The 24035-nt window shown below is 60.1% G+C and carries 24 protein-coding genes, 3 tRNA genes, 1 pseudogene and 1 riboswitch; of the genes and pseudogenes, 8 read left to right on the top strand and 20 right to left on the bottom strand.

The annotated features are described in order from the left end of the window. Positions 1–12 precede the first annotated feature (12 nt). The 7 genes from EFB14_RS25900 to EFB14_RS25870 all read right to left on the bottom strand — a co-directional run bounded on the left by EFB14_RS25900 (position 13) and on the right by EFB14_RS25870 (position 3555). Positions 13–285, bottom strand: coding sequence for a hypothetical protein (locus EFB14_RS25900; RefSeq protein WP_126829430.1), 273 nt, complete (start codon positions 283–285; stop codon positions 13–15). Then, the gene (locus EFB14_RS25895) at positions 285–1475 is read right to left on the bottom strand and encodes an NADH-quinone oxidoreductase subunit D (protein ID WP_125849163.1); all 1191 of its coding nucleotides are present in this window, start codon (positions 1473–1475) and stop codon (positions 285–287) included. Before EFB14_RS25895 ends, EFB14_RS25900 begins: the two co-directional genes overlap by 1 nt. A gap of 67 nt (positions 1476–1542) precedes the next feature. Next, the gene (locus EFB14_RS25890) at positions 1543–2145 is read right to left on the bottom strand and encodes an NADH-quinone oxidoreductase subunit C (protein WP_126829429.1); all 603 of its coding nucleotides are present in this window, start codon (positions 2143–2145) and stop codon (positions 1543–1545) included. Between the two features lie 18 nt (positions 2146–2163). Next, complete coding sequence (locus tag EFB14_RS25885; RefSeq protein ID WP_125849159.1) at positions 2164–2748, bottom strand: NuoB/complex I 20 kDa subunit family protein; 585 nt, start codon at positions 2746–2748, stop codon at positions 2164–2166. Continuing rightward, positions 2739–3107 carry an NADH-quinone oxidoreductase subunit A gene (locus EFB14_RS33035; protein WP_164737584.1) on the bottom strand — a complete coding sequence of 123 codons (369 nt, stop codon included), beginning with the start codon at positions 3105–3107 and terminating at the stop codon, positions 2739–2741. Before EFB14_RS33035 ends, EFB14_RS25885 begins: the two co-directional genes overlap by 10 nt. Positions 3108–3351: 244 nt before the next feature. Then, a tRNA-Asp gene (locus EFB14_RS25875) sits at positions 3352–3428 on the bottom strand. Between the two features lie 50 nt (positions 3429–3478). Then, a tRNA-Asp gene (locus EFB14_RS25870) sits at positions 3479–3555 on the bottom strand. Positions 3556–3672: 117 nt separating this feature from the next. Between EFB14_RS25870 and EFB14_RS25865 the strand changes: the two genes are divergently transcribed. From EFB14_RS25865 to EFB14_RS33830, 3 genes are all read left to right on the top strand, one after another. Continuing rightward, positions 3673–3957, top strand: coding sequence for a hypothetical protein (locus EFB14_RS25865; protein WP_125849155.1), 285 nt, complete (start codon positions 3673–3675; stop codon positions 3955–3957). Further along, positions 3948–4023 (top strand) — tRNA-Val (locus tag EFB14_RS25860). Before EFB14_RS25865 ends, EFB14_RS25860 begins: the two co-directional genes overlap by 10 nt. Positions 4024–4209: 186 nt before the next feature. Next, on the top strand, positions 4210–4422 hold the full coding sequence (locus EFB14_RS33830) for a hypothetical protein (protein ID WP_125849153.1): 213 nt from the start codon (positions 4210–4212) through the stop codon (positions 4420–4422). A gap of 139 nt (positions 4423–4561) precedes the next feature. On the opposite strand, the gene EFB14_RS25850 is transcribed toward EFB14_RS33830, so the two are convergent. Next, a complete protein-coding gene (locus EFB14_RS25850; RefSeq protein ID WP_126829427.1) occupies positions 4562–5107 on the bottom strand; it encodes a glutathione peroxidase in 546 nt (181 codons plus the stop codon). A gap of 132 nt (positions 5108–5239) precedes the next feature. Then, positions 5240–5599, bottom strand: a complete 360-nt coding sequence (locus tag EFB14_RS25845) for a hypothetical protein (protein WP_126829426.1) — start codon at positions 5597–5599, stop codon at positions 5240–5242. 163 nt (positions 5600–5762) lie between these two features. Here EFB14_RS25845 and EFB14_RS25840 point away from each other — a divergent pair, with 163 nt between their 5' ends. Then, on the top strand, positions 5763–6368 hold the full coding sequence (locus tag EFB14_RS25840) for a class I SAM-dependent methyltransferase (RefSeq protein ID WP_126829425.1): 606 nt from the start codon (positions 5763–5765) through the stop codon (positions 6366–6368). Positions 6369–6374: 6 nt separating this feature from the next. Here the strand turns inward: EFB14_RS25840 and EFB14_RS25835 are convergent, their stop codons facing one another. Continuing rightward, on the bottom strand, positions 6375–6797 hold the full coding sequence (locus EFB14_RS25835) for a (R)-mandelonitrile lyase (RefSeq protein ID WP_126829424.1): 423 nt from the start codon (positions 6795–6797) through the stop codon (positions 6375–6377). A 215-nt stretch (positions 6798–7012) separates the two neighbouring features. On the opposite strand from EFB14_RS25835, the gene EFB14_RS25830 reads away from it, so the two are divergent. After that, entirely contained in the window at positions 7013–7999 is a 987-nt protein-coding gene (locus tag EFB14_RS25830; protein ID WP_126829423.1) for an aldo/keto reductase, read from the top strand. A 135-nt stretch (positions 8000–8134) separates the two neighbouring features. Here EFB14_RS25830 and EFB14_RS25825 read toward each other — a convergent pair whose 3' ends face one another. From EFB14_RS25825 to clpP, 5 genes are all read right to left on the bottom strand, one after another. After that, entirely contained in the window at positions 8135–9043 is a 909-nt protein-coding gene (locus tag EFB14_RS25825) for a DMT family transporter (protein WP_425375429.1), read from the bottom strand. An 82-nt stretch (positions 9044–9125) separates the two neighbouring features. Continuing rightward, positions 9126–9277: riboswitch (FMN riboswitch) on the bottom strand. A gap of 111 nt (positions 9278–9388) precedes the next feature. Continuing rightward, a complete protein-coding gene (gene hupB / locus EFB14_RS25820) occupies positions 9389–9664 on the bottom strand; it encodes a DNA-binding protein HupB (protein WP_003558438.1) in 276 nt (91 codons plus the stop codon). A 205-nt stretch (positions 9665–9869) separates the two neighbouring features. Further along, positions 9870–12287 (bottom strand): endopeptidase La, encoded by a 2418-nt coding sequence (lon, locus tag EFB14_RS25815; RefSeq protein WP_125849135.1) that lies wholly within the window; start codon positions 12285–12287, stop codon positions 9870–9872. A 405-nt stretch (positions 12288–12692) separates the two neighbouring features. After that, the gene (gene clpX / locus EFB14_RS25810) at positions 12693–13970 is read right to left on the bottom strand and encodes an ATP-dependent Clp protease ATP-binding subunit ClpX (RefSeq protein ID WP_125849133.1); all 1278 of its coding nucleotides are present in this window, start codon (positions 13968–13970) and stop codon (positions 12693–12695) included. A gap of 303 nt (positions 13971–14273) precedes the next feature. Beyond that, entirely contained in the window at positions 14274–14903 is a 630-nt protein-coding gene (gene clpP, locus EFB14_RS25805; RefSeq protein ID WP_003573944.1) for an ATP-dependent Clp endopeptidase proteolytic subunit ClpP, read from the bottom strand. A 400-nt stretch (positions 14904–15303) separates the two neighbouring features. Between clpP and EFB14_RS25800 the strand changes: the two genes are divergently transcribed. Together EFB14_RS25800 and EFB14_RS25795 are read left to right on the top strand one after the other, a co-directional pair. Further along, positions 15304–16557 carry a GGDEF domain-containing protein gene (locus EFB14_RS25800; RefSeq protein WP_126829491.1) on the top strand — a complete coding sequence of 418 codons (1254 nt, stop codon included), beginning with the start codon at positions 15304–15306 and terminating at the stop codon, positions 16555–16557. 143 nt (positions 16558–16700) lie between these two features. Continuing rightward, positions 16701–17945, top strand: a complete 1245-nt coding sequence (locus EFB14_RS25795) for a cytochrome P450 (protein WP_126829421.1) — start codon at positions 16701–16703, stop codon at positions 17943–17945. Positions 17946–18025: 80 nt separating this feature from the next. Here the strand turns inward: EFB14_RS25795 and pstB are convergent. From pstB to EFB14_RS25770, 5 genes and pseudogenes are all read right to left on the bottom strand, one after another. Beyond that, positions 18026–18783: pseudogene (pstB, locus tag EFB14_RS25790) on the bottom strand (phosphate ABC transporter ATP-binding protein PstB). 45 nt (positions 18784–18828) lie between these two features. Continuing rightward, a complete protein-coding gene (locus EFB14_RS25785; protein ID WP_126829420.1) occupies positions 18829–20958 on the bottom strand; it encodes a bifunctional diguanylate cyclase/phosphodiesterase in 2130 nt (709 codons plus the stop codon). A 232-nt stretch (positions 20959–21190) separates the two neighbouring features. Beyond that, on the bottom strand, positions 21191–21535 hold the full coding sequence (locus EFB14_RS25780; protein WP_125849126.1) for a cupin domain-containing protein: 345 nt from the start codon (positions 21533–21535) through the stop codon (positions 21191–21193). Positions 21536–21558: 23 nt separating this feature from the next. Beyond that, complete coding sequence (locus EFB14_RS25775) at positions 21559–22842, bottom strand: O-acetylhomoserine aminocarboxypropyltransferase (protein ID WP_125849124.1); 1284 nt, start codon at positions 22840–22842, stop codon at positions 21559–21561. Between the two features lie 117 nt (positions 22843–22959). Next, the gene (locus tag EFB14_RS25770; protein ID WP_125849122.1) at positions 22960–23388 is read right to left on the bottom strand and encodes a CoA-binding protein; all 429 of its coding nucleotides are present in this window, start codon (positions 23386–23388) and stop codon (positions 22960–22962) included. Between the two features lie 134 nt (positions 23389–23522). Here EFB14_RS25770 and EFB14_RS25765 point away from each other — a divergent pair, with 134 nt between their 5' ends. Next, positions 23523–23846 (top strand): hypothetical protein, encoded by a 324-nt coding sequence (locus EFB14_RS25765; protein WP_125849120.1) that lies wholly within the window; start codon positions 23523–23525, stop codon positions 23844–23846. The last annotated feature ends 189 nt before the right edge of the window (positions 23847–24035 follow it).

The raw sequence follows: 24035 nt of genomic DNA, 5'->3' as shown, positions 1-24035 counted from the left end.
CCTCACGCCTTGTCAGTTTAGGGTTCCACACCGCGAAGCGGTCAAAGACTGCATTTCGCAGGCATAGGCCGACTGGTCTTTCTGCATAAACACTACGAATTTGCTGCCGTTCGGGACGGCAGCCTTGATCTGATAGCCCTTGGACAAAAGCTCGCCCATGGACGATTGCTGTGCCGGCGGCGTCACTTCCTTATGCCCCAGCGGCGTGCCGAGGGTGTCGGTCTCCTGAGCCGAAACCCCGGATGCCGAAAGGAGCATTGCGACGACGAGCGGCAGACGCTGCATCAGCGATCCACCTCACCGAAGACGATGTCGAGCGAGCCGAGGACGGCCGCGATGTCGGCAAGCTGGTGGCCGCGGCACATGAAGTCCATCGCCTGCAGATGCGCATAACCGGGAGCGCGGATCTTGCAGCGATAGGGCTTGTTGCTGCCATCGGAGACGAGATAGACGCCGAACTCGCCCTTCGGCGCCTCGACGGCTGCATAAACTTCGCCGGCCGGCACGTGATAACCTTCGGTATAGAGCTTGAAATGGTGGATCAGCGCTTCCATCGAGCGCTTCATCTCGCCGCGCTTCGGCGGTACGACCTTGCCGTCGATCGACGAGAAAGGACCGGTCTTCGCATCCGAGAGCAGGCGGTTGACGCACTGCTTCATGATGCGGACCGATTCGCGCATCTCGATCATACGGATCAGATAACGGTCGTAGTTGTCGCCGTTCTTGCCGATCGGGATGTCGAATTCGAGATCGGAATAACATTCGTAGGGCTGCGCGCGGCGCAGATCCCAGGCAGCGCCGGAACCGCGCACCATGACGCCGGAGAAGCCCCAGGCCCAGCAATCTTCCAGCGAGACGACGCCGATATCGACGTTGCGTTGCTTGAAGATGCGGTTGCCGGTCAACAGGTTGTCGATATCGTCAAGCGCCTTCAGGAACGGGTCGCACCAATCGCCGATGTCCTGCACGAGCTTTTCGGGCAGATCCTGGTGGACGCCGCCCGGACGGAAATAAGCGGCGTGCATGCGCGAGCCGCTGGCGCGCTCATAGAACACCATCAGCTTTTCACGCTCTTCGAAGCCCCAGAGCGGCGGCGTCAGCGCGCCGACGTCCATGGCCTGAGTCGTGACGTTCAGCAGATGCGAGAGGATGCGGCCGATTTCCGAATAGAGAACGCGGATCAACTGGCCGCGGATCGGGATCTCGATGCCGAGCAGCTTTTCGACGGCCAGCGCATAGGCATGTTCCTGGTTCATCGGCGCGACATAGTCGAGGCGATCGAAATAGGGCACTGCCTGAAGATAGGTCTTCGTCTCGATCAGCTTCTCGGTGCCGCGATGCAGCAGGCCGATATGCGGATCGACGCGTTCCACAATTTCGCCGTCAAGCTCCAGGACAAGACGAAGAACGCCGTGCGCCGCCGGATGCTGCGGCCCGAAATTGATGTTGAAGTTGCGGACGTTATGTTCGGTCATGGCGATGGCTCGCGTTCTCAGATAACCAGTGAATGACGGGCGCAGTGCCTGTCAGCCGCCTTGGATTTTATTGTTTCGCCTTTTCGTCGCCAGGAAGCACATAATCCGTGCCTTCCCAGGGCGACATGAAGTCGAAGTTGCGGAATTCCTGCTTCAACTCGACCGGCTCGTAAACGACGCGCTTTGCCGCATCGTCGTAACGGACCTCGACGAAACCTGTCGTCGGGAAGTCCTTGCGCAGGGGGTGGCCTTCGAAACCGTAGTCGGTCAGGATGCGGCGCAGATCCGGATGGCCGGTGAAGAGCACGCCGTACATGTCCCAGGTTTCGCGCTCGAACCAGTCGGCGCCGGGATAGACGGCGCAGGCCGACGGAACCGGCGTGTCCTCATCGGTTGCGACCTTGACGCGGATGCGAAGGTTCTTCTTCGGCGACAACAGATGATAGACCACGTCGAAACGCAGCTCGCGCTGCGGCCAGTCGACGCCGCAAATATCGATCAGGTTGACGAAACCACATTTGGCGTCGTCACGCAGGAAGGTCAGAAGCGCGATCACGTTCTCACCCGTTGCCGTCAGCGTCAGCTCGCCATACTTCATCTGCGAAGCGGCGATCAGGTTGCCGCGCGCTTCGCCAAGGTAGGACGCAAGCTCTGTCAGGGCTTCACTCATATGCCTTGTCCTTAACCCTTAGCGTTCGATCGTGCCGGTGCGCCGGATCTTCTTCTGCAGCAGAAGCACGCCGTAGAGCAGCGCCTCAGCCGTGGGGGGACAGCCCGGCACGTAAATGTCGATCGGCACGACGCGGTCACAGCCGCGCACCACCGAATAGGAATAGTGATAATAGCCGCCGCCATTGGCGCAGGAGCCCATCGAGATGACGTAGCGCGGCTCGGGCATCTGGTCATAGACCTTGCGCAGCGCCGGCGCCATCTTGTTGGTCAGGGTGCCGGCGACGATCATCACGTCGGACTGGCGCGGCGAGGCGCGCGGCGCAAAACCAAAACGCTCGACGTCATAACGCGGCATCGACAGCTGCATCATTTCGACAGCGCAGCAGGCAAGGCCGAAGGTCATCCACATCAGCGAGCCGGTACGGGCCCAGTTGATCAGTTCGTCGGTCGACGTGACGAGAAAACCCTTGTCGGCGAGCTCGTTATTGATCTCGCCAAAGAAGGCGTCGTTGCTGCCGATCGGCTTACCGGTCGAAGGATCGATGATCCCTTTCGGCTGCTGGGCGACGAGCGGTTGATTGCTCACAGGGGCTACTCCCATTCCAGGGCTCCCTTCTTCCATTCATAGATAAAGCCGATGGTCAGCACGAGAAGGAAGACCATCATGGACCAGAAGCCGAACCAGCCGATGGCGCCGAAAGAAACGGCCCAGGGAAAGAGGAAGGCGACTTCGAGGTCGAAGATGATGAAGAGAATCGACACGAGGTAGAAGCGGATGTCGAACTTCATGCGGGCGTCGTCGAAAGCGTTGAAGCCGCATTCGTAAGCCGAGAGCTTTTCCGAATCGGGCGCTTTGAAAGCCACGGCAAACGGCGCGATGAGCAGCGCCAGGCCAATAACAAGCGCGATACCGATAAAGATGGCGATCGGAATATAGGAACTGAGCAGTTCAGTCATCATGTTCATCCCTGCTTGCCGGCGGCGCCAGGCGGCGCATATGGGCAAATGCCCGGCAAGCGAACGTGCGTTGCAACAAGCCGTGGTTAGCGCAGCCGAAGCCCCGGCGCAAGACTTTATACAGAGGCAATTCGACGAGTGCGCGCGGACATTATCAAGCAGATGCAACGATGTCGCGACAAATCCACGCAAGCCGCCTGAAGGCGCATGGCTGACCGCTGGAAACTGCATGGCTTTCAGGAGAAAATGGCGCGAGTGACGGGGCTCGAACCCGCGACCTCCGGCGTGACAGGCCGGCACTCTAACCGACTGAGCTACACCCGCGCATAACGGACGGAAGAGCCGGACGGCGGCGAATATCGCCGGCTTTGAAATGGCGCGAGTGACGGGGCTCGAACCCGCGACCTCCGGCGTGACAGGCCGGCACTCTAACCGACTGAGCTACACCCGCACTTCATTTCAAGCAATCCGGATGCCTTCGCACCCTCTCCGAAACGGCTGCCCGTTTCGATGAGCGGCTAACTACGGGGTTCGCCTTTTAGTGTCAAGCAGGTTTGGAGACAAAACCATGACAGTCGTTGAATTGTTTCGGCAAAGCCTGCAATTCCCTTGCCCGCTGCCGCGCCGGCACCCGATCGAAGGCGACGACGCAGTCCAAACGAATATGCCCGCGTCTTCCCCCTCCCCTTTATCCACAGCCGGTGCGAGCCTGTTGGGCATCGCCGGACACAGGATCACCGGCAAAAAAATCAAAAAATCTTCACAAACACTCTTGCGGTTTTGCCGCGATCCGCATAGATCACGGCCACCAACGCGGCGGGCCGATGCGGCTTCGTTTGCGATGGGCGATTAGCTCAGTTGGTAGAGCGCCTCGTTTACACCGAGGATGTCGGGAGTTCGAGTCTCTCATCGCCCACCATTTCTTTTTCCCCTAAGCAGCTTCAGATGTGCGCCGCTCGAAAGCTAGCGCTCCACCAGAACGGACTACTCCCTCCGCCATGCCGCTACCTCCTATTGGGCGAATGGATGGCGGCCGGCAAAAGTGGGAGAATTCGCCGCCCGGAAAGTCTCCGCGCTCAAAGGCTACGACGCCTGGAGGTGTGCCATGAGGACCCTGCGCTCCGTATTGACGCTGTGCATCGCGATTGCCCTTTGCACGCCAACTGCCAGATATGTCACCCTGCCCGGATATGCGTTCAAGACGAATCCGCAATGCCAGCGCCATGAACCAAAGACGAGATTTGACAGAAAGTGCGACTGGCCGAGAGTGGGCTTCAAGGACTTTACGCCCCCACTTGTGACCTGGCTTGGAATCTGAAGATCCTGCTCAGACAAGTCATCGCAATCCGGAAGCGCATGAACACTGCCGGATGCGCGTTCTCATTTTCTCCGACTCAGCTGTGAGAGCGTGATCGGGGTAACGAGCATCCCTTATTCGGTGGTGCTCGCCCCATCATTCACCCCTTCGCCAGTTCTTTATCCACCGCCGAGACCAGCCGCGAATCATCCGCCGTCACGTCAGGCGCGAAGCGGGCGGCGATTTTGCCGTCGCGGCCGATCAGGAATTTTTCGAAGTTCCAGAGGATATCGTCTTCGTCGCCCGATATGCCGTGGGATTTCAGGCGTTCACGCATCGGGCCGTCGCCTGTTGTCTTCACGCCCGATTTGGTCAGCTGCCTGTAGAGCGGGTGCTGGGCCTCGCCTTTGACCGAAATTTTCGAGAAGATCGGGAATTTGACGTCATAGGTCAGGGTGCAGAAGTCGAGGATCTCGGCGTCGGTGCCGGGCTCCTGGCCCTTGAAGTCGTTGGCAGGGAAAGCGGCGATGACGAAACCGCGCTCGCGCTTTTCCTCATAAAGCTTTTCGAGCCCGTCATATTGCGGCGTGAGCCCGCATTTCGAGGCGACATTGACGATCAGGAGCACTCTACCCTTGTATTCGTTGAGCGTGGTTTCGCGACCGTCCACTGTTTTGACAGGGATATCCAGCACATTGCCCGTCACGGGAGCCTCCAATTTTATAGGAACATGTTCGCCAAACTTAGCGATATCGCCGCCATTGTCATCAGCGTCGGGATCAACTTGGCTTCCAGATAGTGGCGGTGCGGCTTGTGGCCGCACCGCCATCGCAGCCTGTCAGGCGGGGGATGTTTCCCTCACGTCGTCCAGCAGGAAGTGGACGACGATATAATCCTTCTTGTAGTGGCGGCCGCTGTCCGACACAGCCTCGAGACTGCCGCCGTCCTTCGGATGCCAGGCGTGGTAATGGGGATTGGTGGTGATCAGCGTGATCGCCTTGCCCGAGAAATTTCCTTCGCCAAGCCGGAAGCGCATCTCGGCGAGCGGCCAGATCCGCTCGTAATCCTCCATGGCAATGCGTGCCTTCAGCGCTTTGCGGCGCAGCGGCGCTTCACCTGGCTCTGCGGGAGATTCCAGCACCACCTCTTCGGCATCGTCAATGATGGCATTGAATTCGTCAGGCCACATCCGTCTCATGAATCGCTCCTCCCAGGGCTCTGTGCCGGTTTGCAGATGAAACTTAACGCTTTGCTCGAAAGAAGCAAATTCCTGTCATGCGGTTGTCATCGGCGTCGGCTGCTCCTACGTTCCCCTCGAACCGCATCAGGGCCGTCAGTCGCCCGCAGTCCCGAGATCAGAGATGAAGACACGTGAAGAAAGGCAGGCGCTCCGGGCGAACATGCCGCGCACTCCCCTCAGCGCCCATCATATGGAAAACGCCCGTCTGCTGCCGGACCGCGGCGAATTGCTCTACCGCATCCCGAACGGCGGCATCGGGGTCGAGGTGGGAGCGGCCTTCGGCGAATATACGGCGGAGATCCTGGAAAAGAACCGGCCGGCCCAGCTCTACCTCATCGATCCCTGGTCGATGGATCGCTACAGCTCCGGCCTCGATTCGATCCATACGAAGTTCGCGGCCGAGATCGAGGCCGGCCGGCTGCATCTGATGCAGGGCACATCGCTCGAAAAACTTGCGGAATTCGAGGACGATTTTCTCGATTGGGCCTATATCGATACCGACCATTCCTTCGAGCTCACCTGGCAGGAACTCCTACTCTGCGAGAAGAAGGTGAAGCGGACGGGACGCATTGCCGGGCATGATTTCTGCACCGGCAACACCGTCAAGCCGATCGTCTACGGCGTCGTCGAGGCGGTTACCAAGTTCTGCAAGGATTATGGCTGGCAATTCGAGTTCCTGACGGTCGAATCGCACGCGCATTTTTCCTATTGCCTGAAGCGGCTCTGAACCGCTTCACTCCTTGCCGGAATATTGTTCGTCGCTCACCTGCTCCAACCAGTCTGCGACACTGCCATCCAGCGCTTCATGGATGGCGATATGCGTCATTGCCGTGTCCGGAGCAGCACCGTGCCAATGTTTTTCGCCCGGCGCGAACCAGATCGTGTCGCCGATCCTGATCTCGCGGATTTCCCCGCCCCAGCTCTGGGCGAGTCCCTTGCCTGATGTAACGATCAGCGTCTGGCCGAGCGGATGTGTGTGCCAGGCCGTGCGGGCGCCAGGCTCGAAGGTGACGGAGGTTGCCCTCACCCGAGCCGGCGCCGGCGCTTCCATCAGCGGGTCCTGGCGAACGGCGCCGGTGAAATAGTCGGCCGGCGCCTTCATCGAGGGGCGAGAGCCGGCGGGTGTGATCTCCATGATCTTTCCTTTTCCATCCATTGCGGTTGAAGCCTTGTAACGCGACGATATTTCATCGAGGCGACCGATCAAAGCCGGATCGTCAATTGCCGCGCAGTCGCCTGCCTGATAGTCCGGGGTCTTTCATCGCTAATGCGCACCGCATCGTGCTTGATTTATGCGACGCGTCGGCTCTTTGTTTTTGTGCATGTCGTCGCTGCACGCTTCCAGGCGACAAGCAGTAGGGAGGACTTTTCATGAAACACCATGCTTTCGGCCGCATGCCTTTCACCGTCACCAATGTCGGCTTCGGCGCCTGGCAGATCGGCGGATCCTGGGGCGATATCAGCGAGGTGGACGGACGCGCGGCGCTGAATGCCGCGCTCGATGCCGGCATGACCTTCATCGACACAGCCGACGTTTACGGCGACGGCCGCTCCGAAAAGATCATCGCCGACGTGTTGAAGGCGCGCGGCGGAGAACGCCCGATGGTCGCCACCAAGGCAGGCCGGCGCCTCAACCCGCATGTCGCCGAAGGCTATACCAAGGCCAATCTGGAAGGCTTCATTGACCGTAGCCTTGAGAATCTCGCCGTCGACAGCCTCGACCTCATGCAGTTGCACTGCCCGCCGCGTGAAGTGCTTTACCAGCCTGAAGTCTTCGAGAGACTGAACGAGCTGCAGAAGGCCGGCAAGATCAAGGGTTACGGCGTCAGCGTCGAAAAGGTCGAGGACGGATTGAAGGCGATCGAATATCCCGGCGTCGTTAGCATCCAGATCATCTACAACATCTTCCGCCAGCGCCCGGATCACCTGTTCTTCCAGGAAGCGCGCCGCAGGAACGTTGCGATCATCGCCCGCGTGCCGCTCGCAAGCGGCCTGCTCTCCGGCAAGATTACCCGCGACACCCAATTCGCCAATGATGACCATCGCAACTTCAACCGCCACGGCGAAGCCTTTGATGTCGGCGAGACCTTCGCGGGCGTTCCCTTCGACGTCGGCCTTCAGGCGGTCGAGGAAGTGCGCAAGCTCGTTCCGGCAGGGGCGACCATGGCCACCTTTGCGTTGCGCTGGATCCTGATGAGCGATGCCGTCACCGTCGTCATTCCCGGCGCCCGCAATGCCGAGCAGGCCAAGGCCAACGCCGCCGCTGCCGACCTCGCGCCGCTTTCGGCCGATGTCATGGCGGCAACGCGCGAGATCTACGAGCGGCTGATCGCCCCGCATGTGCATCAGCGCTGGTAGGCGTCGACACTCGAGAACAAATAGCCGAAACGCAGATGGCCGGGTTTTCGCCCGGCCATTTGCGTTTCATCGATTCTCGTCATCGTTCCACGCGCGCCGGACGCAAGTCCGGAGCGACATTTCAGAGGGCTTGCGTCAGGCTGCGTCCCTTTCCCGGCGCATCTCGTTCCTCATGATGAAGAGCGACGAGCCAAGAATGAGTGCTGCCCCCAGCCAAAGGTAGCCGGCCGGCGCATAGCCGAAGAACAGCCAGCCGGCGAGCACGTTCAGCGGCAGCTTCAGATCGTCGAACGGCTGCACATAGGCGGCATCGGCGCTGGCATAGGCAAGGGTCAGCAGATATTGCGCCACGACCGTCAGGAGGCCCGCCAGCAGGAAGAGCGCGAGCGCCGCACCCGTCGGCACCGCAAAGCCCGCGGCAAGCGCCAGACCGCCGTTGATTGGGGTCAGCAGCACCAGCAGCCAGACGGTAATCGTCTCCGGCTTCTCGATACCGGTCAGGCTCTTCGTGATGAGCGACGAGGCGCCCCAGAGCAGCGCTGAGAGAACAGGCAGCAATGCGGCCCAGGTGAAGCTGTCCGACCATGGCTGGAGGATGATCATCGCGCCGGCGAAGCCGACGGCCGTTGCCGCCCATCGCGCCGAACCGACACGTTCGCCGAGAAACAGTCGCGCGCCAAGGATGATGAAGAAGGGCGAGGTCATGACGAGTGCGATCGCCTGCCAGATCGGCACCGAGGCAAGGCCCGAAACCCAGGCCTCGACACCGAGCGCGGCAAAGACAACGCGCACGACATGCCGCCACGGATATTTGGTGCGCATTGCCGAAAGGCCGGCCTTGCGCAGGAAAGGCAAGGAAAAGAGGAAGGCGAAGGCATATTGCCAGAAAGCCGTAGAGGCCGAGGGAAAGGCGAGCTCCATGGTCAGCCACTGGGTGACGACGTTGAGGAGCGAGAAGGCCACGCCTCCAAGCACCATGAAAGCGGCGCCGGCAAAGGCGCGGGATTGCGAGACTGCAAGGGAATTCTGATTCATGTCTTCGATCCTGAACAGGGACTAACACAAATCAGGACGCATGAGCCAACGGCACGCAAACGCCGACAGTTCCCTGCCCGCACGCGGCCATGCTCATTCTCTTTCATCCGGACTATACCGTCGGCTCCGGAATTGCACCGGATCTGCTGACCCTTCCCTCGCCGAGGCTCCGGAAGGCGCTCGCGGGCTCGAGCCGCAGCCCTTACCGCCGGTGGGGACTTTCACCCCGCCCTGAGAACGGTTTCGTTCGTAGAACAAAGCGTTGCAGGGAGCAAACGAAAAGGGGTCCGGCGATGCCGAACCCCTCAAAAATCCTGCGCAACCGCTCTCGTGTACGGCTGGCGGACTATCTAATCAGCCGTTGACGGCATCCTTCAGGCCCTTGCCGGGCGTGAACTTCGGCACGTTACGTGCGGGAATGTCGACTTCAGCGCCGGTCGACGGGTTGCGGCCCTTCGTTGCGGCACGATGAGAAACAGTGAAGCTACCGAAACCCGCGAGGCGGATGTCGCCCTTGTTCTTGAGTTCAGCCTGTACAACGTCGAAAACCGCATCGACAGCGGAAGCCGCGTCAGACTTCGTCAGTCCAGCCTTTTCGGCTACTGCGGACACGAGTTCATTCTTGTTCATGTTTCCACCCCTTTCTAAATGGTATGAAACGACTCAATGTAAGCTAGGCGCCGAATAGGTTTCATCAGGCCCGCCGAAAACCCAAAAGCCCTGCAAATCAAGGAAAAGCAAGCGTCTCCATGACGTTTTCACAAAAAAGGCTGGCGTTTCCGCCAGCCTTTTCGCGTCTTTTGCGCCAATTGGGCATAAATGTGGCAAGCGCCACTCAATGCGCTATGGTTGCGCCTGTATCATCAAGGCCTTCGACCGATGCAATGACCGGTGTTTCCACCGTGCCGTCCCACTCGATCGGCTCCGGCCGGCGGATCAACGCATGCTTGATCACCTCGCCCATGCGGGATACCGGGATGATCTCCATGTTGTTCTTCACGTTGTCCGGAATCTCCGCCAAGTCCTTGGCGTTTTCCTCCGGAATCAGCACCTTCTTGATGCCGCCGCGAAGCGCTGCAAGCAGCTTTTCCTTGAGACCGCCGATCGGCAGCACGCGGCCGCGAAGGGTGATTTCACCGGTCATGGCCACATGCCTGCTCACCGGGATGCCGGTCATGATCGAGACGATGGCGGTCGCCATGGCGACGCCGGCCGAGGGACCATCCTTCGGCGTCGCGCCTTCCGGCAAGTGCACGTGGATGTCGCTCTTGTCGAAGCGCGGCGGCTCGATGCCGAAATCGACGGCGCGCGAGCGGACATAGGAGGCCGCTGCCGAGATCGATTCCTTCATCACGTCCTTCAGATTGCCGGTGACCGTCATGCGGCCCTTGCCCGGCATCATCACGCCTTCGATGGTCAGCAACTCGCCGCCGACTTCTGTCCAGGCAAGACCGGTCACGACACCGATCTGATCCTCGCCCTCGGCTTCGCCATGGCGGAAGCGCGGAACGCCCAGATAGTCGGCAATGTTGGCGGCCGTCACATGAACGGACTTCGTCTTGCCCTTGATGATCTCGGTCACCGCCTTGCGGGCGAGCTTCATCAATTCGCGTTCGAAGCTGCGGACACCGGCCTCGCGGGTGTACTGCTGGCTGATCGCCATCAGGGCGTCGTCGCTGACCGAAAACTCTTCCGGCTGCAACGCATGTTCCTTGATGGCCTTCGGCAGCAGATGCCGCTTGGCGATCTCGCGCTTTTCATCCTCGGTGTAGCCGGCGATACGGATGATCTCCATGCGGTCCATCAGGGGCGCCGGAATGTTCAGCGTATTCGCCGTCGTGATGAACATCACGTCCGAAAGGTCGTATTCGACTTCCAGGTAGTGGTCCATGAAGGTCGAGTTCTGCGCCGGATCGAGCACTTCGAGCAGAGCCGAAGACGGATCGCCGCGATAGTCCTGGCCGAGCTTGTCGATTTCGTCCAGCAGGAAGAGCGGGTTGGACTTCTTCGCCTTCTTCATCGACTGGATGACCTTGCCGGGCATCGAGCCGATATAGGTGCGGCGGTGACCACGGATTTCGGCTTCGTCGCGAACGCCGCCGAGCGCCATGCGGACATACTCACGGCCGGTCGCCTTGGCGATCGACTGGGCAAGTGAGGTCTTGCCGACGCCCGGAGGGCCGACGAGGCACAGGATCGGGCCCTTGATCTTGGTGGCGCGGGCCTGCACGGCGAGATATTCGACGATGCGCTCCTTGACCTTGTCGAGACCGAAGTGATCGGCTTCGAGGATCTTCTCGGCATTGTTGAGATCGGCCTTGATCTTCGACTTCTTGCCCCAGGGGATACCGAGCAGCCAGTCCAGATAGTTGCGCACGACGGTGGCTTCGGCCGACATCGGGCTCATCTGGCGCAGCTTCTTCAGCTCCGCATCGGCCTTTTCACGGGCTTCCTTGGACAGCTTGGTCTTGGAGATGCGCTCTTCCAGTTCGCTCATCTCGTCGCGGCCTTCCTCGCCGTCGCCGAGTTCCTTCTGGATCGCCTTCATCTGCTCATTGAGGTAGTATTCGCGCTGGGTCTTCTCCATCTGGCGCTTGACGCGCGAGCGGATACGCTTTTCGACCTGCAGAACCGAGATCTCGCCTTCCATGAAGCCAAGAGCCTTTTCGAGGCGAGCCTTGACGCTGGTGGTCTCCAGCATTTCCTGCTTCTCGGTGATCTTGATCGACAGATGCGAGGCGACCGTATCGGCGAGCTTGGAATAGTCGTCGATCTGGCTGGCGGCACCGACCACTTCCGGCGAAATCTTCTTGTTGAGCTTTACGTAGCTCTCGAATTCGGAAACGACCGAGCGCGACAGCGCTTCCAGTTCGACCGGATCGTCATGCGGCTCCTCGAGCACATGGCCGAGCGCCTCGTAGAAATCCTCGCGGCTGGTATAGGCGTCGATCTCGGCGCGCGCGCGGCCTTCGACGAGAACCTTCACGGTGCCGTCCGGCAGCTTGAGCAGCTGCAATACGTTTGCGACGGTGCCGACATTGTGGATCGCGGAAGGATCCGGATCGTCGTCGCTGGCGTTGATCTGCGTCACCAGCATGATCTGCTTGTCGGAACCCATGACCTCTTCGAGCGCACGGATCGACTTTTCCCGTCCGACGAACAGCGGCACGATCATATGCGGGAAAACCACGATGTCGCGCAGGGGCAGAACAGGGTAGGCAGTGCTGCTCGCTACAGACGTTTTCTTCGTCATTTTTATGTCCTTTCCATCGTCCCGTTGCCGGGCTCTCTGCACGGCCGCTTGGGACCGGCCGGCACTCTCACTTGGCCTACAAGTGGAGGTTCTGACTACGCTTTTCAAGCCACGCTAACGCCCGCGTTCCCCGGATGTGACAGCTGTATTACAACGGAACGCCAACACTATGAAGCGCGTGGCTGGACCGGCGCTTACCACTTCCGACCTGGCTAAAATACAAACGCCAGCAATACGCTTACGGAATCACTGCATCTTTGCCAAGCACCGCCCCTTGCGCAATATCGACAAAGGCAATCGCGGTTCCCATGCGAAAAATACTAACAGCGCCTCGCATGGTTTTTCAAATAGAAAGGGGCTCGCCGACGGCAAGCCCCTCAAAATAATCGTGTGAAAGTCACAAGGTCACGCGGAAGCGTTGGCCTTTTCTTCCTGACGATCGGCATAGATGTAGAGCGGACGGGCAGAACCGCGCACCACTTCCTCCGAGATGACGACCTCGCGTACGCCTTCCAGCGTCGGCAGCTCGAACATCGTGTCGAGCAGGATCTTCTCCATGATCGAGCGAAGGCCGCGGGCGCCGGTCTTTCGAGTGATCGCCTTGCGGGCGATTTCGCGAAGAGCGTCCTCGTGGAAGTTCAGCTCCACATCCTCCATCTCGAACAGTCGCTGATACTGCTTGATCAGCGCGTTCTTCGGCTCGGACAGGATCTGGATCAGTGCGTCCTCGTCGAGATCCTCGAGCGTCGCCAGAACCGGCAGACGGCCGATGAACTCCGGGATGAGGCCGAACTTGACCAGGTCTTCCGGCTCCAGCTCGCGCAGGACCTCGCCGACACGGCGGTCGTCCTGCGACTTGACGGTCGCGCCGAAACCGATCGAAGTCTTCTCGCCGCGGGCAGAGATAATCTTGTCGAGGCCGGCGAATGCGCCGCCGCAGATGAACAGGATGTTCGTCGTGTCGACCTGCAGGAATTCCTGCTGCGGATGCTTGCGGCCGCCCTGCGGCGGAACGGAAGCGACCGTGCCTTCCATGATCTTCAGCAGCGCCTGCTGCACGCCCTCGCCCGAAACGTCACGGGTGATCGACGGGTTGTCGGACTTGCGCGAGATCTTGTCGACTTCGTCGATGTAGACGATGCCGCGCTGCGCACGCTCGACGTTGTAGTCGGCCGACTGCAGGAGCTTCAGAATAATGTTTTCGACGTCCTCGCCGACGTAGCCGGCTTCGGTCAGCGTCGTCGCGTCAGCCATGGTGAAGGGAACGTCGATGATGCGGGCGAGCGTCTGGGCAAGATAGGTCTTGCCACAGCCAGTCGGGCCGACAAGCATGATGTTCGACTTCGCCAACTCGACTTCGCCGTTCTTGGAGGCGTGCGCCAGGCGCTTATAGTGATTGTGAACGGCGACCGACAGGATCTTCTTCGCCTGACGCTGGCCGATGACGTATTCGTCGAGGACCTTGATGATGTCCTGGGGCGTCGGAACGCCGTCACGGGACTTGACCATCGAGGACTTGTTCTCCTCGCGGATGATGTCCATGCACAATTCGACGCATTCATCGCAGATGAACACGGTCGGTCCGGCAATCAGTTTCCGGACTTCGTGCTGGCTCTTTCCGCAGAACGAACAATAGAGGGTGTTCTTGCTGTCGCCGCCGTTGCTGCCGCTGACCTTGCTCATATCACTTTCCTTCCAGCACGCCGCATTTCAACGCGAAATCGCGGTCCACTCAATCAGCTCCTGGCGGCACTCCGTCTCCGGAGCCTTTGCCGAGAAGGGCTTCAGGGGCTACGAACCGGGCCCATTCAATCCTGTCCGGGTTCCGGCGGCAACGAATTCCCCTTCGAATGCCAAATGCTATGTCATAAAAATTCAACATAGCATTAATAGTTACTATTAGCGTCTTCGTCGCCGCATGAAAGCCCTTGTTCAATCACAAATGGGATAGAACTGTGGCGAGGAAAACACCATCCCAATTAATTACTAGGCCTGTTCACCTTCCATTTCGAGGCGCGAGGTCAGAACCTTGTCGATCACGCCCCAACCCTGGGCCTCGTCGGCATCCATGAAATGGTCACGATCGAGCGTCTTTTCAACTTCCTCGTAGGTGCGGCCCGTGTGCTTGACATAGACCTCGTTCAGGCGGCGCTTCATCTTGAGGATGTCGCGGGCGTGGCGCTCGATGTCCGAGGCCTGGCCCTGGAAGCCGCCCGAAGGCTGGTGCACCATGATGCGGGAATTCGGGGTGGCGAAGCGCATGTCCTTGTGGCCGGCGGCAAGCAGCAGCGAACCCATGGACGCGGCCTGGCCGATGCAGAGAGTCGAAACCGCGGGCTTGATGAACTGCATCGTATCGTAGATCGCCATGCCTGCGGTAACGACACCGCCGGGCGAATTGATGTAGAGCGCGATTTCCTTCTTCGGGTTTTCGGCCTCGAGGAAGAGAAGCTGGGCGCAGACGAGCGTCGCCATGTGATCCTCGACGGCACCCGTCAGGAAGATGATGCGCTCCTTCAACAGGCGGGAATAGATGTCATAGGAGCGTTCACCGCGATTGGTCTGTTCCACGACCATCGGCACGAGGGCCATTGCGGTATCGACTGGGTTTCTCATGTGCGTCCTTTGTCAACGTCTCGCCGGCCGGCGCCGGGAATCAAAGAAAATGTCTTACCCCTACATAGAGTGTCCCGGCCCTTCTCTTCAAGACACGCATGAGGATAACGTTAAGAAGGCGGGCAAGACGGCTCCGTTTCCGGCTCCTGGTAGCCTCTTTCGCCAAAACGCCTGTTAACGGCGAGCCCTCGGCAACGTCTCCCCCGGCTTTTCTCCGTGACAGGATGAAGAAAGGCTTACTCCATTCGGCAGTGCTCACACACGTTTACCCAACGGAAAGCCTACCGGCAGATATCGGCGCAAATCCATGCCGCAGTGCAGCGGCATTAAGAAAGTGGCGAACTTCCTCGGCAAGGATGCAGGCCAACAGAAAAGGCCGACAGACGAGGGGTTTGCCGCCGTGTTCAATATCGCTACAGGTCTCGCCATCTGGTGTTCGGAGGCCATGACGCTCGCTTTGGTGCTCTTCGTCGCCTGGCGTCACAACGTCAGGAACGAGGCCTATCTCTATTGGGGCTTCGGTTTCCTTCTGACCGGCATCGGCTTTGCGATGATCTCGCTGCGCGGCCAAATCCCGAGCGTGCTTTCCATCGAGGCGGGCAATGCCATCGCGCTACTCGGCCAAAGTGCCTGGGTGGCGGGCTTCCTTGCGCTTGAGCATAAGAGGATCGAATGGTGGGCGCTGCTGCCGCCGGTCATCTGGCTGGCCGGGATTTTCCTGCCCTGGGTCAACGATGATTATTCGAACCGCGTCGTGCTTTACAACCTCGCTTCCGCGACAGGCGCCACAGCGCTCGCCATGGCGGTTGCTGCAGGCGACATGCGCCGCGAGCGCACCCGCGTCAAGCTGATGGGCGTCTTCGTCATTCAGGGCTGCCTGTGCTTCGGCTCGGCGCTGACGATGGCGCTGACGCTGCCGAGCGAGATCGACGCAACCAATCTCGCCGGCGCCTCCGCCATGGCAAGCGCCTTCCTGCTCACCATCGCCTTTGCGTTCACTTGCCGGCTGATCATGGAGCGTTCCGAACGCCACCTGCGCGCGCTGACCTTGACCGACGCGCTGACCGGCGTGCTCAACCGCCGGGGCCTGCTCGGCTATTTCGGCGCCATCCAGGAAAGAGCCCACATTGAACAGCGCCAGGTCGCGGTCATGCTCTTCGACCTCGACCATTTCAAGCGCGTCAACGACCGCTTTGGCCACCAGTCCGGCGACGCCGTGCTGACCGCGTTTGCCCGCATGGCCCGCCAGTACATTCCGAACAACATCTTCGGCCGCATGGGCGGCGAGGAATTCGCGGCCTTCGCCGACGTCGCCGACCAGACGGAAGCCGAGGCGATCGCCGAGGCGATTCGCACCGAATTCTGCCGTCTTCCCGTCAGCACCGGCGAGGCGATCGTTCCTGCAACGGTCAGCATCGGCATCGCGCTCGCCTCCTCGATCGAAGCCAATATCGACAAGCTGATCTCGGCCGCCGACCGGGCGCTCTATGCGGCGAAAGGCGCCGGCCGCAACTGCACGGTCACTTTCGGCGAAGCGGAGACTGCAGCGCCGGCGCCGGCGACGCCGGACAACACTGCAGGCGAACTCGTGCCGACCGTCGACGACCAGGTCGAGGCGCTCCGGCGCATGGGCCAGCTCTCAAGGGCCGGCTAGCGCATCGACCCCGAAAATCGGAATCGATTCTCTGGGTTAGACTGAAATTTTAAAGTGATGGAGCCCGCCCTACACGCAATGTTCCATCACCGCCCCTCACGTCCATCTTTCCGAGGCCCGGCAAATCCGCTAAGCCTCGAAGCATGACGATACCGCCCTTCCTCTCGATCGATCGCACCAGCCGCCATGTCTCGCTGGACGCCCGCAACCCGGCCTTTTACGGCAATCCGAATGCTGTCTATGCGGCGCTTCACGCCCATTGCCCGACCTTCTATTGGAGCGAGCAGAAGCAGTGGTTCTTCACCGGTTACGACCACGTGAACGCACTGCTGCGCGACCGTCGCTTCGGCCGACAGATCCTGCATATCGCCAGCCGCGAGGAACTCGGCCTTGCCGAGCCGATGCCGCATCTTGCCAGTTTCGATCTTTCGGAACGCTATTCCCTGCTTGAACTCGAGCCGCCGGAACACACGCGGCTGCGCACGCTCGTCAACCGCGCCTTCGTCTCCCGCCATGTCGAGAAGATGAAGCCGGAGCTGGAGGAGCTCGCAAATAGACTGATCGACGGCTTTGCCGACAAGGGCGAAGTCGAGCTGCTCTCGGCCTTTGCCGACATCATCCCGGTGACGATGATCGCCCGCATGATCGGCATTCCCGAAGAAATGGGACCGCAGCTCCTCAAGTGGTCGCATGCTTATGTCCGCATGTACATGTTCGGGCGCACCCGCGCAGACGAAGATGCTGCGGAGCAGGCGGCACGGGAATTTTCCGATTATGTGAAGACCGTCATTGCCGAGCGCCGGGCCGAACCGCGTGACGACCTGCTGACGCATATGATCCATACAGAGCACAAGGGCCAGTACCTGACGGAAGACGAACTTGTTTCAACGACCATCGTGCTGCTCAATGCCGGCCATGAAGCGACAGTCCATCAGATCGGTAATTCCGTGCGCATCATTCTGGTTAGCGGCTACGATCCAGCTGAACTTTTTCGCGACGAAACAGCAACCGAGTGCACCGTCGAGGAGTCTCTGCGCATCGGCGCGCCTGTCCATATCTTCCAGCGCTGGGCGCTGGAACCCGTCGAAATCGACGGCGTCTCCTTCAAGCGCGGCGACAAGGTCAGCCTCATCCTCGCCGCCGCCAATCTCGATCCGGCAAAGTTCACCGATCCCCTCACCTTCCGTCCCGATCGGAATGAGGCCGCAAACCTCTCCTTCGGCGCCGGCATCCACTTCTGCATCGGCGCGCCGCTGGCACGGCTGGAGCTCAATGTCGTGCTGCCGATCCTGTTCGAACGGCTTGCGGGCTTAAGACTGGCCAAGACGCCGGTGGTCAAGGACGTCTACCATTTCCACGGGCTGGACCGGCTGGATCTCGCCTGGTAGGCCATCGCAGTCGATCTTCTCATCAAAACGGCCGGGTGCACACGCACGCCGGCCGTTCTTCATTGCAAGGGACTGCCGTATCAGCCGTAACGGCCGGTGATGTAGTCTTCCGTGCGCTTGATCTTCGGCGACTGGAAAATCTCAGCGTCGGACCGTATTCGATCAGTTCACCGAGATACATGAAGGCGGTATTGTCCGAGATACGGCTTGCCTGCTGCATGTTGTGCGTCACGATCACGATGGTGAACTCGCCCTTCAGTTGCGAGACCAGCTCTTCGACCTTGGCAGTCGAGATCGGGTCGAGGGCCGAGGTCGGCTCGTCGAGAAGCAGGACTTCCGGGCGCAGCGCCACGCCGCGGGCGATGCACAGACGCTGCTGCTGGCCGCCGGAGAGGCCGAGACCGCTGCCCTTCAGCTTGTCCTTGACCTCATCCCAAAGAGCCGCCTGACGCAGCGCCTGCTCGACGCGCACATCCAGATCGGCCTTATTGAGGCGCTCGTGGTGGCGAATGCCATAGGGGATGTTGTCATAGATCGACATCGGAAACGGCACCGGCTTCTGGAACACCATGCCGACGCGGGCGCGCAGTTCGTTCATCGAAAAGCTTGGGTCGAGGATGTTCTTGCCGTCGAGCTTGATCGAGCCGGTGGCGCGCATCTTCGGATACAGCATGTAGATGCGGTTCAGAATACGCAGCAGCGTGGACTTGCCACAGCCTGACGGACCGATCAGCGCCGAGACCTGACGCTCCGGAAAACTCAGGCTCACATCTTTGATCGCATGGGCGTCGCCGTAATAGAAATTGACGTTCTCAAGAGAGATCTTGTCTTTGGCCATCGGCCTCCCGGCAAGGCGGGCGACGGCGAGGAAATCAGACAGGCATCATGCAGCGGTCTCTTCCTGCAGCTTGCTGGATATGTCGCTGGCCGACATAGGCTTGCCCATCAGATAGCCTTGAAGCTGATCGCAACCAGCATCTCGCAGGATCGCGGCCTGGCGACTATTCTCGATCCCTTCGGCCGTGACGGGAATCTGCAGAGCGGTTGCGAGAGAGATGGTTGCCCGGAGAACGTCCGCACCATTTGTGGCCTCGTCGAGAGCGGACACGAGCGACCGGTCGATCTTCATGCGATCAAAGCCGAACTGCCGCAATGCGCCGATGCTTGCGTAGCCGCAGCCGAAGTCATCGAGCGCGAACTTGATGCCGACGCGCTTGAGATGGTCTATCGAGCGCCGGGCCTGATCCGGATTCGTGATCAGAACGCCTTCGGTGATTTCCAAGGTCAGTCGATGCGGATCGAAATCGAGCTCTTGGAGGAGAGAGATCACTTCGGCGGCAAATTCCGGATTGCAGAGCTGGATCGGCGAGACGTTTACCGACAGTGCAAGATCGGGCCAGCTCCTGGCATGCTCGATCGATGTTTTCAGCATGTGAGCGCCGAGCGCATCGATGAGGCCACATCTCTCGGCAAGAGGGATGAAAATCTCCGGACTGATGTTCCCCGTCGCCGTGCGCCAACGCGCCAGTGCTTCAAGACCGGTGATGGCGCCCGTCGAGGCGGAGACGAGAGGCTGGAAGACGGCTTCGATCGCGCCACCATTGATCGCACTCTTCAACAGGCTTTCCAGTTCGGCGACCCGTTGCCGCTCCCGGTCCAGCTCGAAGTCGTACTCGACTGCCTGGCCTCGGCCATTTGCCTTGGCGCGATAGAGAGCCATGTCCGCTCTGCGGAGAAGTTCCAGCGGCGATACGCCTGTGGTGCAGGCAGCCGCGCCTATGCTTGCTCCAATCTCGATCGTCCGACCTTCGATTTTGAAGGGTTCGGCAAACAGCGCCAGGATGGTCCTTTCCATCTCCTCGCCCGAGGCGGACCCGACCTGCACCAGTGCGAACTCATCGCCCCCGAGCCGAGCCGCGGCAACGACTTCGGGATGGCAGGCCACCAGCGCGGTCGAGACCATCCGGATCAACTCGTCCCCCACCGCATGCCCCCAGGCGTCGTTGACGGCCTTGAAGCCATCGAGATCGACCAGATGGAGCCGGGGCGGCGAAGAATCCGAGGCCTCCAGCTCTTCCAGCAGGCTGAGAAGCCCATGTCTGTTCAACAGTCCGCTCAGGCTATCGTGGTTTGCCTCGAAAAGCGCCGTTTGCGCCAATTGGCGCAGGCGCCGCGCTTCGGATGCGCCCACCAGCAGAACGCCGACAAGAAACAGCACAAGAATGATGCTTGCGGCTGCAACATAAGGATAGACCTGATGAAACACGGCGCTGCCCGGTGCTTTGCTCGGCCAGACGAGATGGCCGATGACGTCACCCTTCATATCCGTGATCGGCGTGTCGAGCAAACCTGGCTCGGCGGTGGCTGCAAGGCGCAACCCCTCAAGTTCGTGTTCGTTCGAAAGCGTGTCGAGAACTTCCGACGTGAATTCCTTGTAGAGGCTCAGCACGCTGAGCTTCGGCAGCTCGCCTTCTATCGTGAAAGGCTGGATTGCCTGCGACGCGATCAGCGCGATACCGGTTTCGGTCTTGATGAAATTGATGACCGGCGCCTGCTTCGGATCGGCGGCTGCATCGATCTGCCGATAAAAGGCTTCGCCAAAAAATACGCCCGGCTCGAAAGGCTTGCCTTTTGCATAAGCGGAAATGATCGATGACCCGTCGGGGCCGATCACGATCGCGCCGTCGTATAGCGGGTAGTCCTCGGTGGTTTTCCCCCAATTTTCATAGGCCCAATCGGCTGCGGTCGCAGATGCGGTCGCGGTATAGGCATCATCCCATACGGCGTTATCCCTCGTCGTCGCGCTCAGGCGGCTGACAAAGGCCGCGATCGCGGCCCGGGCGGCGCGATTGGCCCTGGCATCATCGATCTCGTTTGCCGACCGGGTCATCGTGACGACCACATGGCTCACGAGGCCGGTCAGCACGAGGGCGATGGCAAGGAAGCAGACGGTTGTCGCAATGATGGAAAACGTCTGAGCACGAACGTGCCTACCTGCAAGTTTCGACGACATGCAAATTCCGAAAAGATCGATTGCAAGGTCATGTCTGTGAGACGGCAGGAGACATCATGTCCGCAATGCGCTGCGGATAAGGTTTAGCATTTGACGATGTAGGCGGCGTTAATGCGAAAGATCAAAAGCATTCTATCCGGCAAAGAGACGCGGCCATTCGCGGAGAAAGGGGCCATAATCGCCGCAAACCGGGACAGGTTCCGGATCGCCGACGTCGGTTTGCGGGCATTGCTCAGACCTTCATCACATAGTCCTTGCGAGTCGTTTCAACCACTTCCCACGTTCCCTTGAAGCCCGGTCTGAGGATCATCCGGTCGCCCGTCTTCAGATGAACCGGCTCGCCGCCCTCCTCCATCACGATCGAATGGCCGGAGAGCAGGCTGAAATATTCCCACTCCTCGTAGACGATCCGCCACTTGCCAGGCGTCGCCTCCCAGATGCCGGAATAGAGGCCGCCTTCTGCCTCCTCCAGATTCCACGTGCGAAATTGCGGATCGCCGGAGATGATCCGCTCAGCCTCCGGAGCGCCGAACTCCGGTTCGACGCCGTCAATGCTAAAGGTAATGAAATTTGTCATGGTCCCCATGGTTTCCTCTGATCTCAGATCTTAGAGAGCGCCTGTTCGAGATCGGCGATGATGTCCTTGACGTCCTCGATGCCAACGGAAAGGCGCACCACGTCGGGTCCGGCGCCGGCCGCAATCCTTTGCTCGTCGCTCAGCTGCCGGTGGGTCGTCGAGGCGGGATGGATGACGAGCGAACGGGTGTCGCCGATATTGGCGAGATGGGAGAAGAGTTCCAGCCCCTCGACCAGCGTCTTGCCCGCCTCGTAGCCGCCGTGGACGCCGAAGGTGAAGACGGAGCCTGCGCCCTTCGGCGAGTAGCGCTGCTGCAGGGCGTGGTTCGGATCGTCGTCGAGACCGGCATAGTTCACCCAGGCGATCTTACTGTGCGCCTTCAGCCATCTGGCGACCGCGATCGCGTTGTCGCTGTGGCGCTGCATCCGGAGCGGCAACGTCTCGATGCCGGTCAGGATCAGGAAGGCATTAAAGGGCGAAATCGCCGGCCCGAGGTCGCGCAGGCCGAGCACGCGGGCTGCGATCGCAAAGGCGAAATTGCCGAAAGTCGCGTGCAGGACGATGCCGTTATATTCCGGCCGCGGGCTCGACAGCATGGGGTAGTTGCCCGACTTCGACCAGTCGAAGGTGCCGCCGTCAACGATGAGGCCGCCCATGGAATTGCCGTGACCGCCGAGAAACTTCGTCAGCGAATGCACGACAATGTCGGCGCCGTGTTCGATCGGGCGGATGAGATAGGGCGTTGCCATCGTATTGTCGACGATCAGCGGCAGGCCGTTGCGGTGGGCGACCTCGGCGATCGCGGCAATATCGACGAAGGTGCCGCCGGGATTGGCAAGGCTCTCGATGAAGATGCCCCGCGTCTTCTCGTCGATCTGGCTTTCGAAGCTCGCCGGATCGGCGGAATCGGCCCAGCGCACCTGCCAGCCGAAATTCTCGAAGGCATGGCCGAACTGGTTGATCGAGCCGCCGTAGAGCCTGCGGGCCGCGATGAAATTCTCGCCGGGACGCATGATGGTGTGGAAGACGATCATCTGCGCCGCATGGCCGGAGGCGACAGCAAGGGCGGCCGTGCCGCCCTCGAGCGCTGCGACTCGCTCTTCAAGCACGGCCTGCGTCGGGTTCATGATGCGGGTGTAGATATTCCCGAAGGCCTGCAGGCCGAAGAGCGCAGCGGCATGATCGGAATCGTTGAAGACGAAAGCGGTGCTCTGGTAGATCGGCGTTACCCGAGCGCCGGTCGCCGGGTCGGGCTGCGCGCCGGCGTGGATCGCCAACGTGTTGAATCCCGGATCGTTCTTGGCCATGTCGTCCTCCAATTATTGCTGACGGGCGGGATCATAACCGCTCCAGGACGAAAGTTAATCGCGATCCATTTCAACCCATGGGCGTTCCGTGGAAAATCCGTCTCAGCCGACCGCAACTCAGGCAATGAGACGGGGATACTCGATCGCGGGGCAGCGGTTCATCACCATCTTGATGCCGGCGGCCTCTGCCTTTGCCGCAGCCGCATCGTCGCGAACGCCGAGCTGGGCCCAGACGACCCTCGGCAGCGGCTTCAGCGCCAGCGCCTCGTCGACGACCCCATCCAGATATTCGGAGGCGCGGAAGACGTCGACCATGTCGATCGGTACGGGAATGTCGACAAGCCGGGCGTAGACGGTGCGGCCCTGGATCTGTTTACCCGCCTGCCCCGGATTAACGGGAATGACCTCGTAGCCGAGCGACAGCAGATAACCCATGACCCCGTTGCTCGGCCGCGCCGGATTGGGCGAAGCGCCGGTCAGCGCGATGGTCCTTACTGAACCCAGGATCTCGGCGAGATAATCATCCGTGTAGGTATCGTGGTTCATATCCGTTTCTCCACTCCCGAATTCTCCACTCCCGAAAGCCCTTCGGCCCGGCCCGCATGTTTTTTTGCGTTTCCGTGAAACTGGCAGTGCATCTTTCCCGTATATATGAGTTGGATGCCTATGAGGATGATTCGATGAAAAAAATCGCTCTTGCCCTCACGCTGGTGCTCGCCGCTTCGCCGGCGCTGGCGATTTCGCGCTACAATCCGCTCTCCATGAGTTGCGCCAGCATTCGCGCCGCCATCCATAATCAGGGCGCCGTCATCTTCCGCTACCAGTCCCCCCGCGGTCTGCCGCTTTACGATCGCTATGTCCGCAACAGCAATTATTGCGATGCGACAGAGTATGCGGAGTGGACGCATATCCCCTCGAAGGACGATCCCCGCTGTCCGGTTCTGAATTGCCAGAACATGGACAACCTTGACGGGATGCTTTTCCTTCCGCATCATCAGCTTTGATGTTTTTTCCCGGATTGGACGGACGCATAACCTGTACGCCCTTCGCGGTTGGGAAGGGCTCGGGTTCAATCCCGCGCTGCGATTTCCCGCAGATTATGCAATCAGCAGCTTAATTTCCCGATATATCAAAGTTATAGAAGAATATCTATATTTCAGCAGCATAGAATAATCGGCTCCCCAAGCCCTCCG

Source organism: Rhizobium fabae, assembly GCF_003985135.1.
In the GTDB taxonomy this organism is placed as follows: Bacteria; Pseudomonadota; Alphaproteobacteria; order Rhizobiales; family Rhizobiaceae; genus Rhizobium; species Rhizobium pisi.
This window is presented reverse-complemented; position numbering and strand designations above follow the sequence as displayed.

What these genes read in the sequence shown, in the direction of transcription:
- EFB14_RS25900 (WP_126829430.1), bottom strand. Translation starts at nt 285, where the DNA reads ATGCAGCGTCTGCCGCTCGTCGTCGCAATGCTCCTTTCGGCATCCGGG.
- EFB14_RS25895 (WP_125849163.1), bottom strand. Translation starts at nt 1,475, where the DNA reads ATGACCGAACATAACGTCCGCAACTTCAACATCAATTTCGGGCCGCAG.
- EFB14_RS25890 (WP_126829429.1), bottom strand. Translation starts at nt 2,145, where the DNA reads ATGAGTGAAGCCCTGACAGAGCTTGCGTCCTACCTTGGCGAAGCGCGC.
- EFB14_RS25885 (WP_125849159.1), bottom strand. Translation starts at nt 2,748, where the DNA reads ATGGGAGTAGCCCCTGTGAGCAATCAACCGCTCGTCGCCCAGCAGCCG.
- EFB14_RS33035 (WP_164737584.1), bottom strand. Translation starts at nt 3,107, where the DNA reads ATGATGACTGAACTGCTCAGTTCCTATATTCCGATCGCCATCTTTATC.
- EFB14_RS25865 (WP_125849155.1), top strand. Translation starts at nt 3,673, where the DNA reads ATGACAGTCGTTGAATTGTTTCGGCAAAGCCTGCAATTCCCTTGCCCG.
- EFB14_RS33830 (WP_125849153.1), top strand. Translation starts at nt 4,210, where the DNA reads ATGAGGACCCTGCGCTCCGTATTGACGCTGTGCATCGCGATTGCCCTT.
- EFB14_RS25845 (WP_126829426.1), bottom strand. Translation starts at nt 5,599, where the DNA reads ATGAGACGGATGTGGCCTGACGAATTCAATGCCATCATTGACGATGCC.
- EFB14_RS25840 (WP_126829425.1), top strand. Translation starts at nt 5,763, where the DNA reads ATGAAGACACGTGAAGAAAGGCAGGCGCTCCGGGCGAACATGCCGCGC.
- EFB14_RS25835 (WP_126829424.1), bottom strand. Translation starts at nt 6,797, where the DNA reads ATGGATGGAAAAGGAAAGATCATGGAGATCACACCCGCCGGCTCTCGC.
- EFB14_RS25830 (WP_126829423.1), top strand. Translation starts at nt 7,013, where the DNA reads ATGAAACACCATGCTTTCGGCCGCATGCCTTTCACCGTCACCAATGTC.
- hupB (WP_003558438.1), bottom strand. Translation starts at nt 9,664, where the DNA reads ATGAACAAGAATGAACTCGTGTCCGCAGTAGCCGAAAAGGCTGGACTG.
- lon (WP_125849135.1), bottom strand. Translation starts at nt 12,287, where the DNA reads ATGACGAAGAAAACGTCTGTAGCGAGCAGCACTGCCTACCCTGTTCTG.
- clpX (WP_125849133.1), bottom strand. Translation starts at nt 13,970, where the DNA reads ATGAGCAAGGTCAGCGGCAGCAACGGCGGCGACAGCAAGAACACCCTC.
- clpP (WP_003573944.1), bottom strand. Translation starts at nt 14,903, where the DNA reads ATGAGAAACCCAGTCGATACCGCAATGGCCCTCGTGCCGATGGTCGTG.
- EFB14_RS25795 (WP_126829421.1), top strand. Translation starts at nt 16,701, where the DNA reads ATGACGATACCGCCCTTCCTCTCGATCGATCGCACCAGCCGCCATGTC.
- EFB14_RS25785 (WP_126829420.1), bottom strand. Translation starts at nt 20,958, where the DNA reads ATGTCGTCGAAACTTGCAGGTAGGCACGTTCGTGCTCAGACGTTTTCC.
- EFB14_RS25780 (WP_125849126.1), bottom strand. Translation starts at nt 21,535, where the DNA reads ATGACAAATTTCATTACCTTTAGCATTGACGGCGTCGAACCGGAGTTC.
- EFB14_RS25775 (WP_125849124.1), bottom strand. Translation starts at nt 22,842, where the DNA reads ATGGCCAAGAACGATCCGGGATTCAACACGTTGGCGATCCACGCCGGC.
- EFB14_RS25770 (WP_125849122.1), bottom strand. Translation starts at nt 23,388, where the DNA reads ATGAACCACGATACCTACACGGATGATTATCTCGCCGAGATCCTGGGT.
- EFB14_RS25765 (WP_125849120.1), top strand. Translation starts at nt 23,523, where the DNA reads ATGAAAAAAATCGCTCTTGCCCTCACGCTGGTGCTCGCCGCTTCGCCG.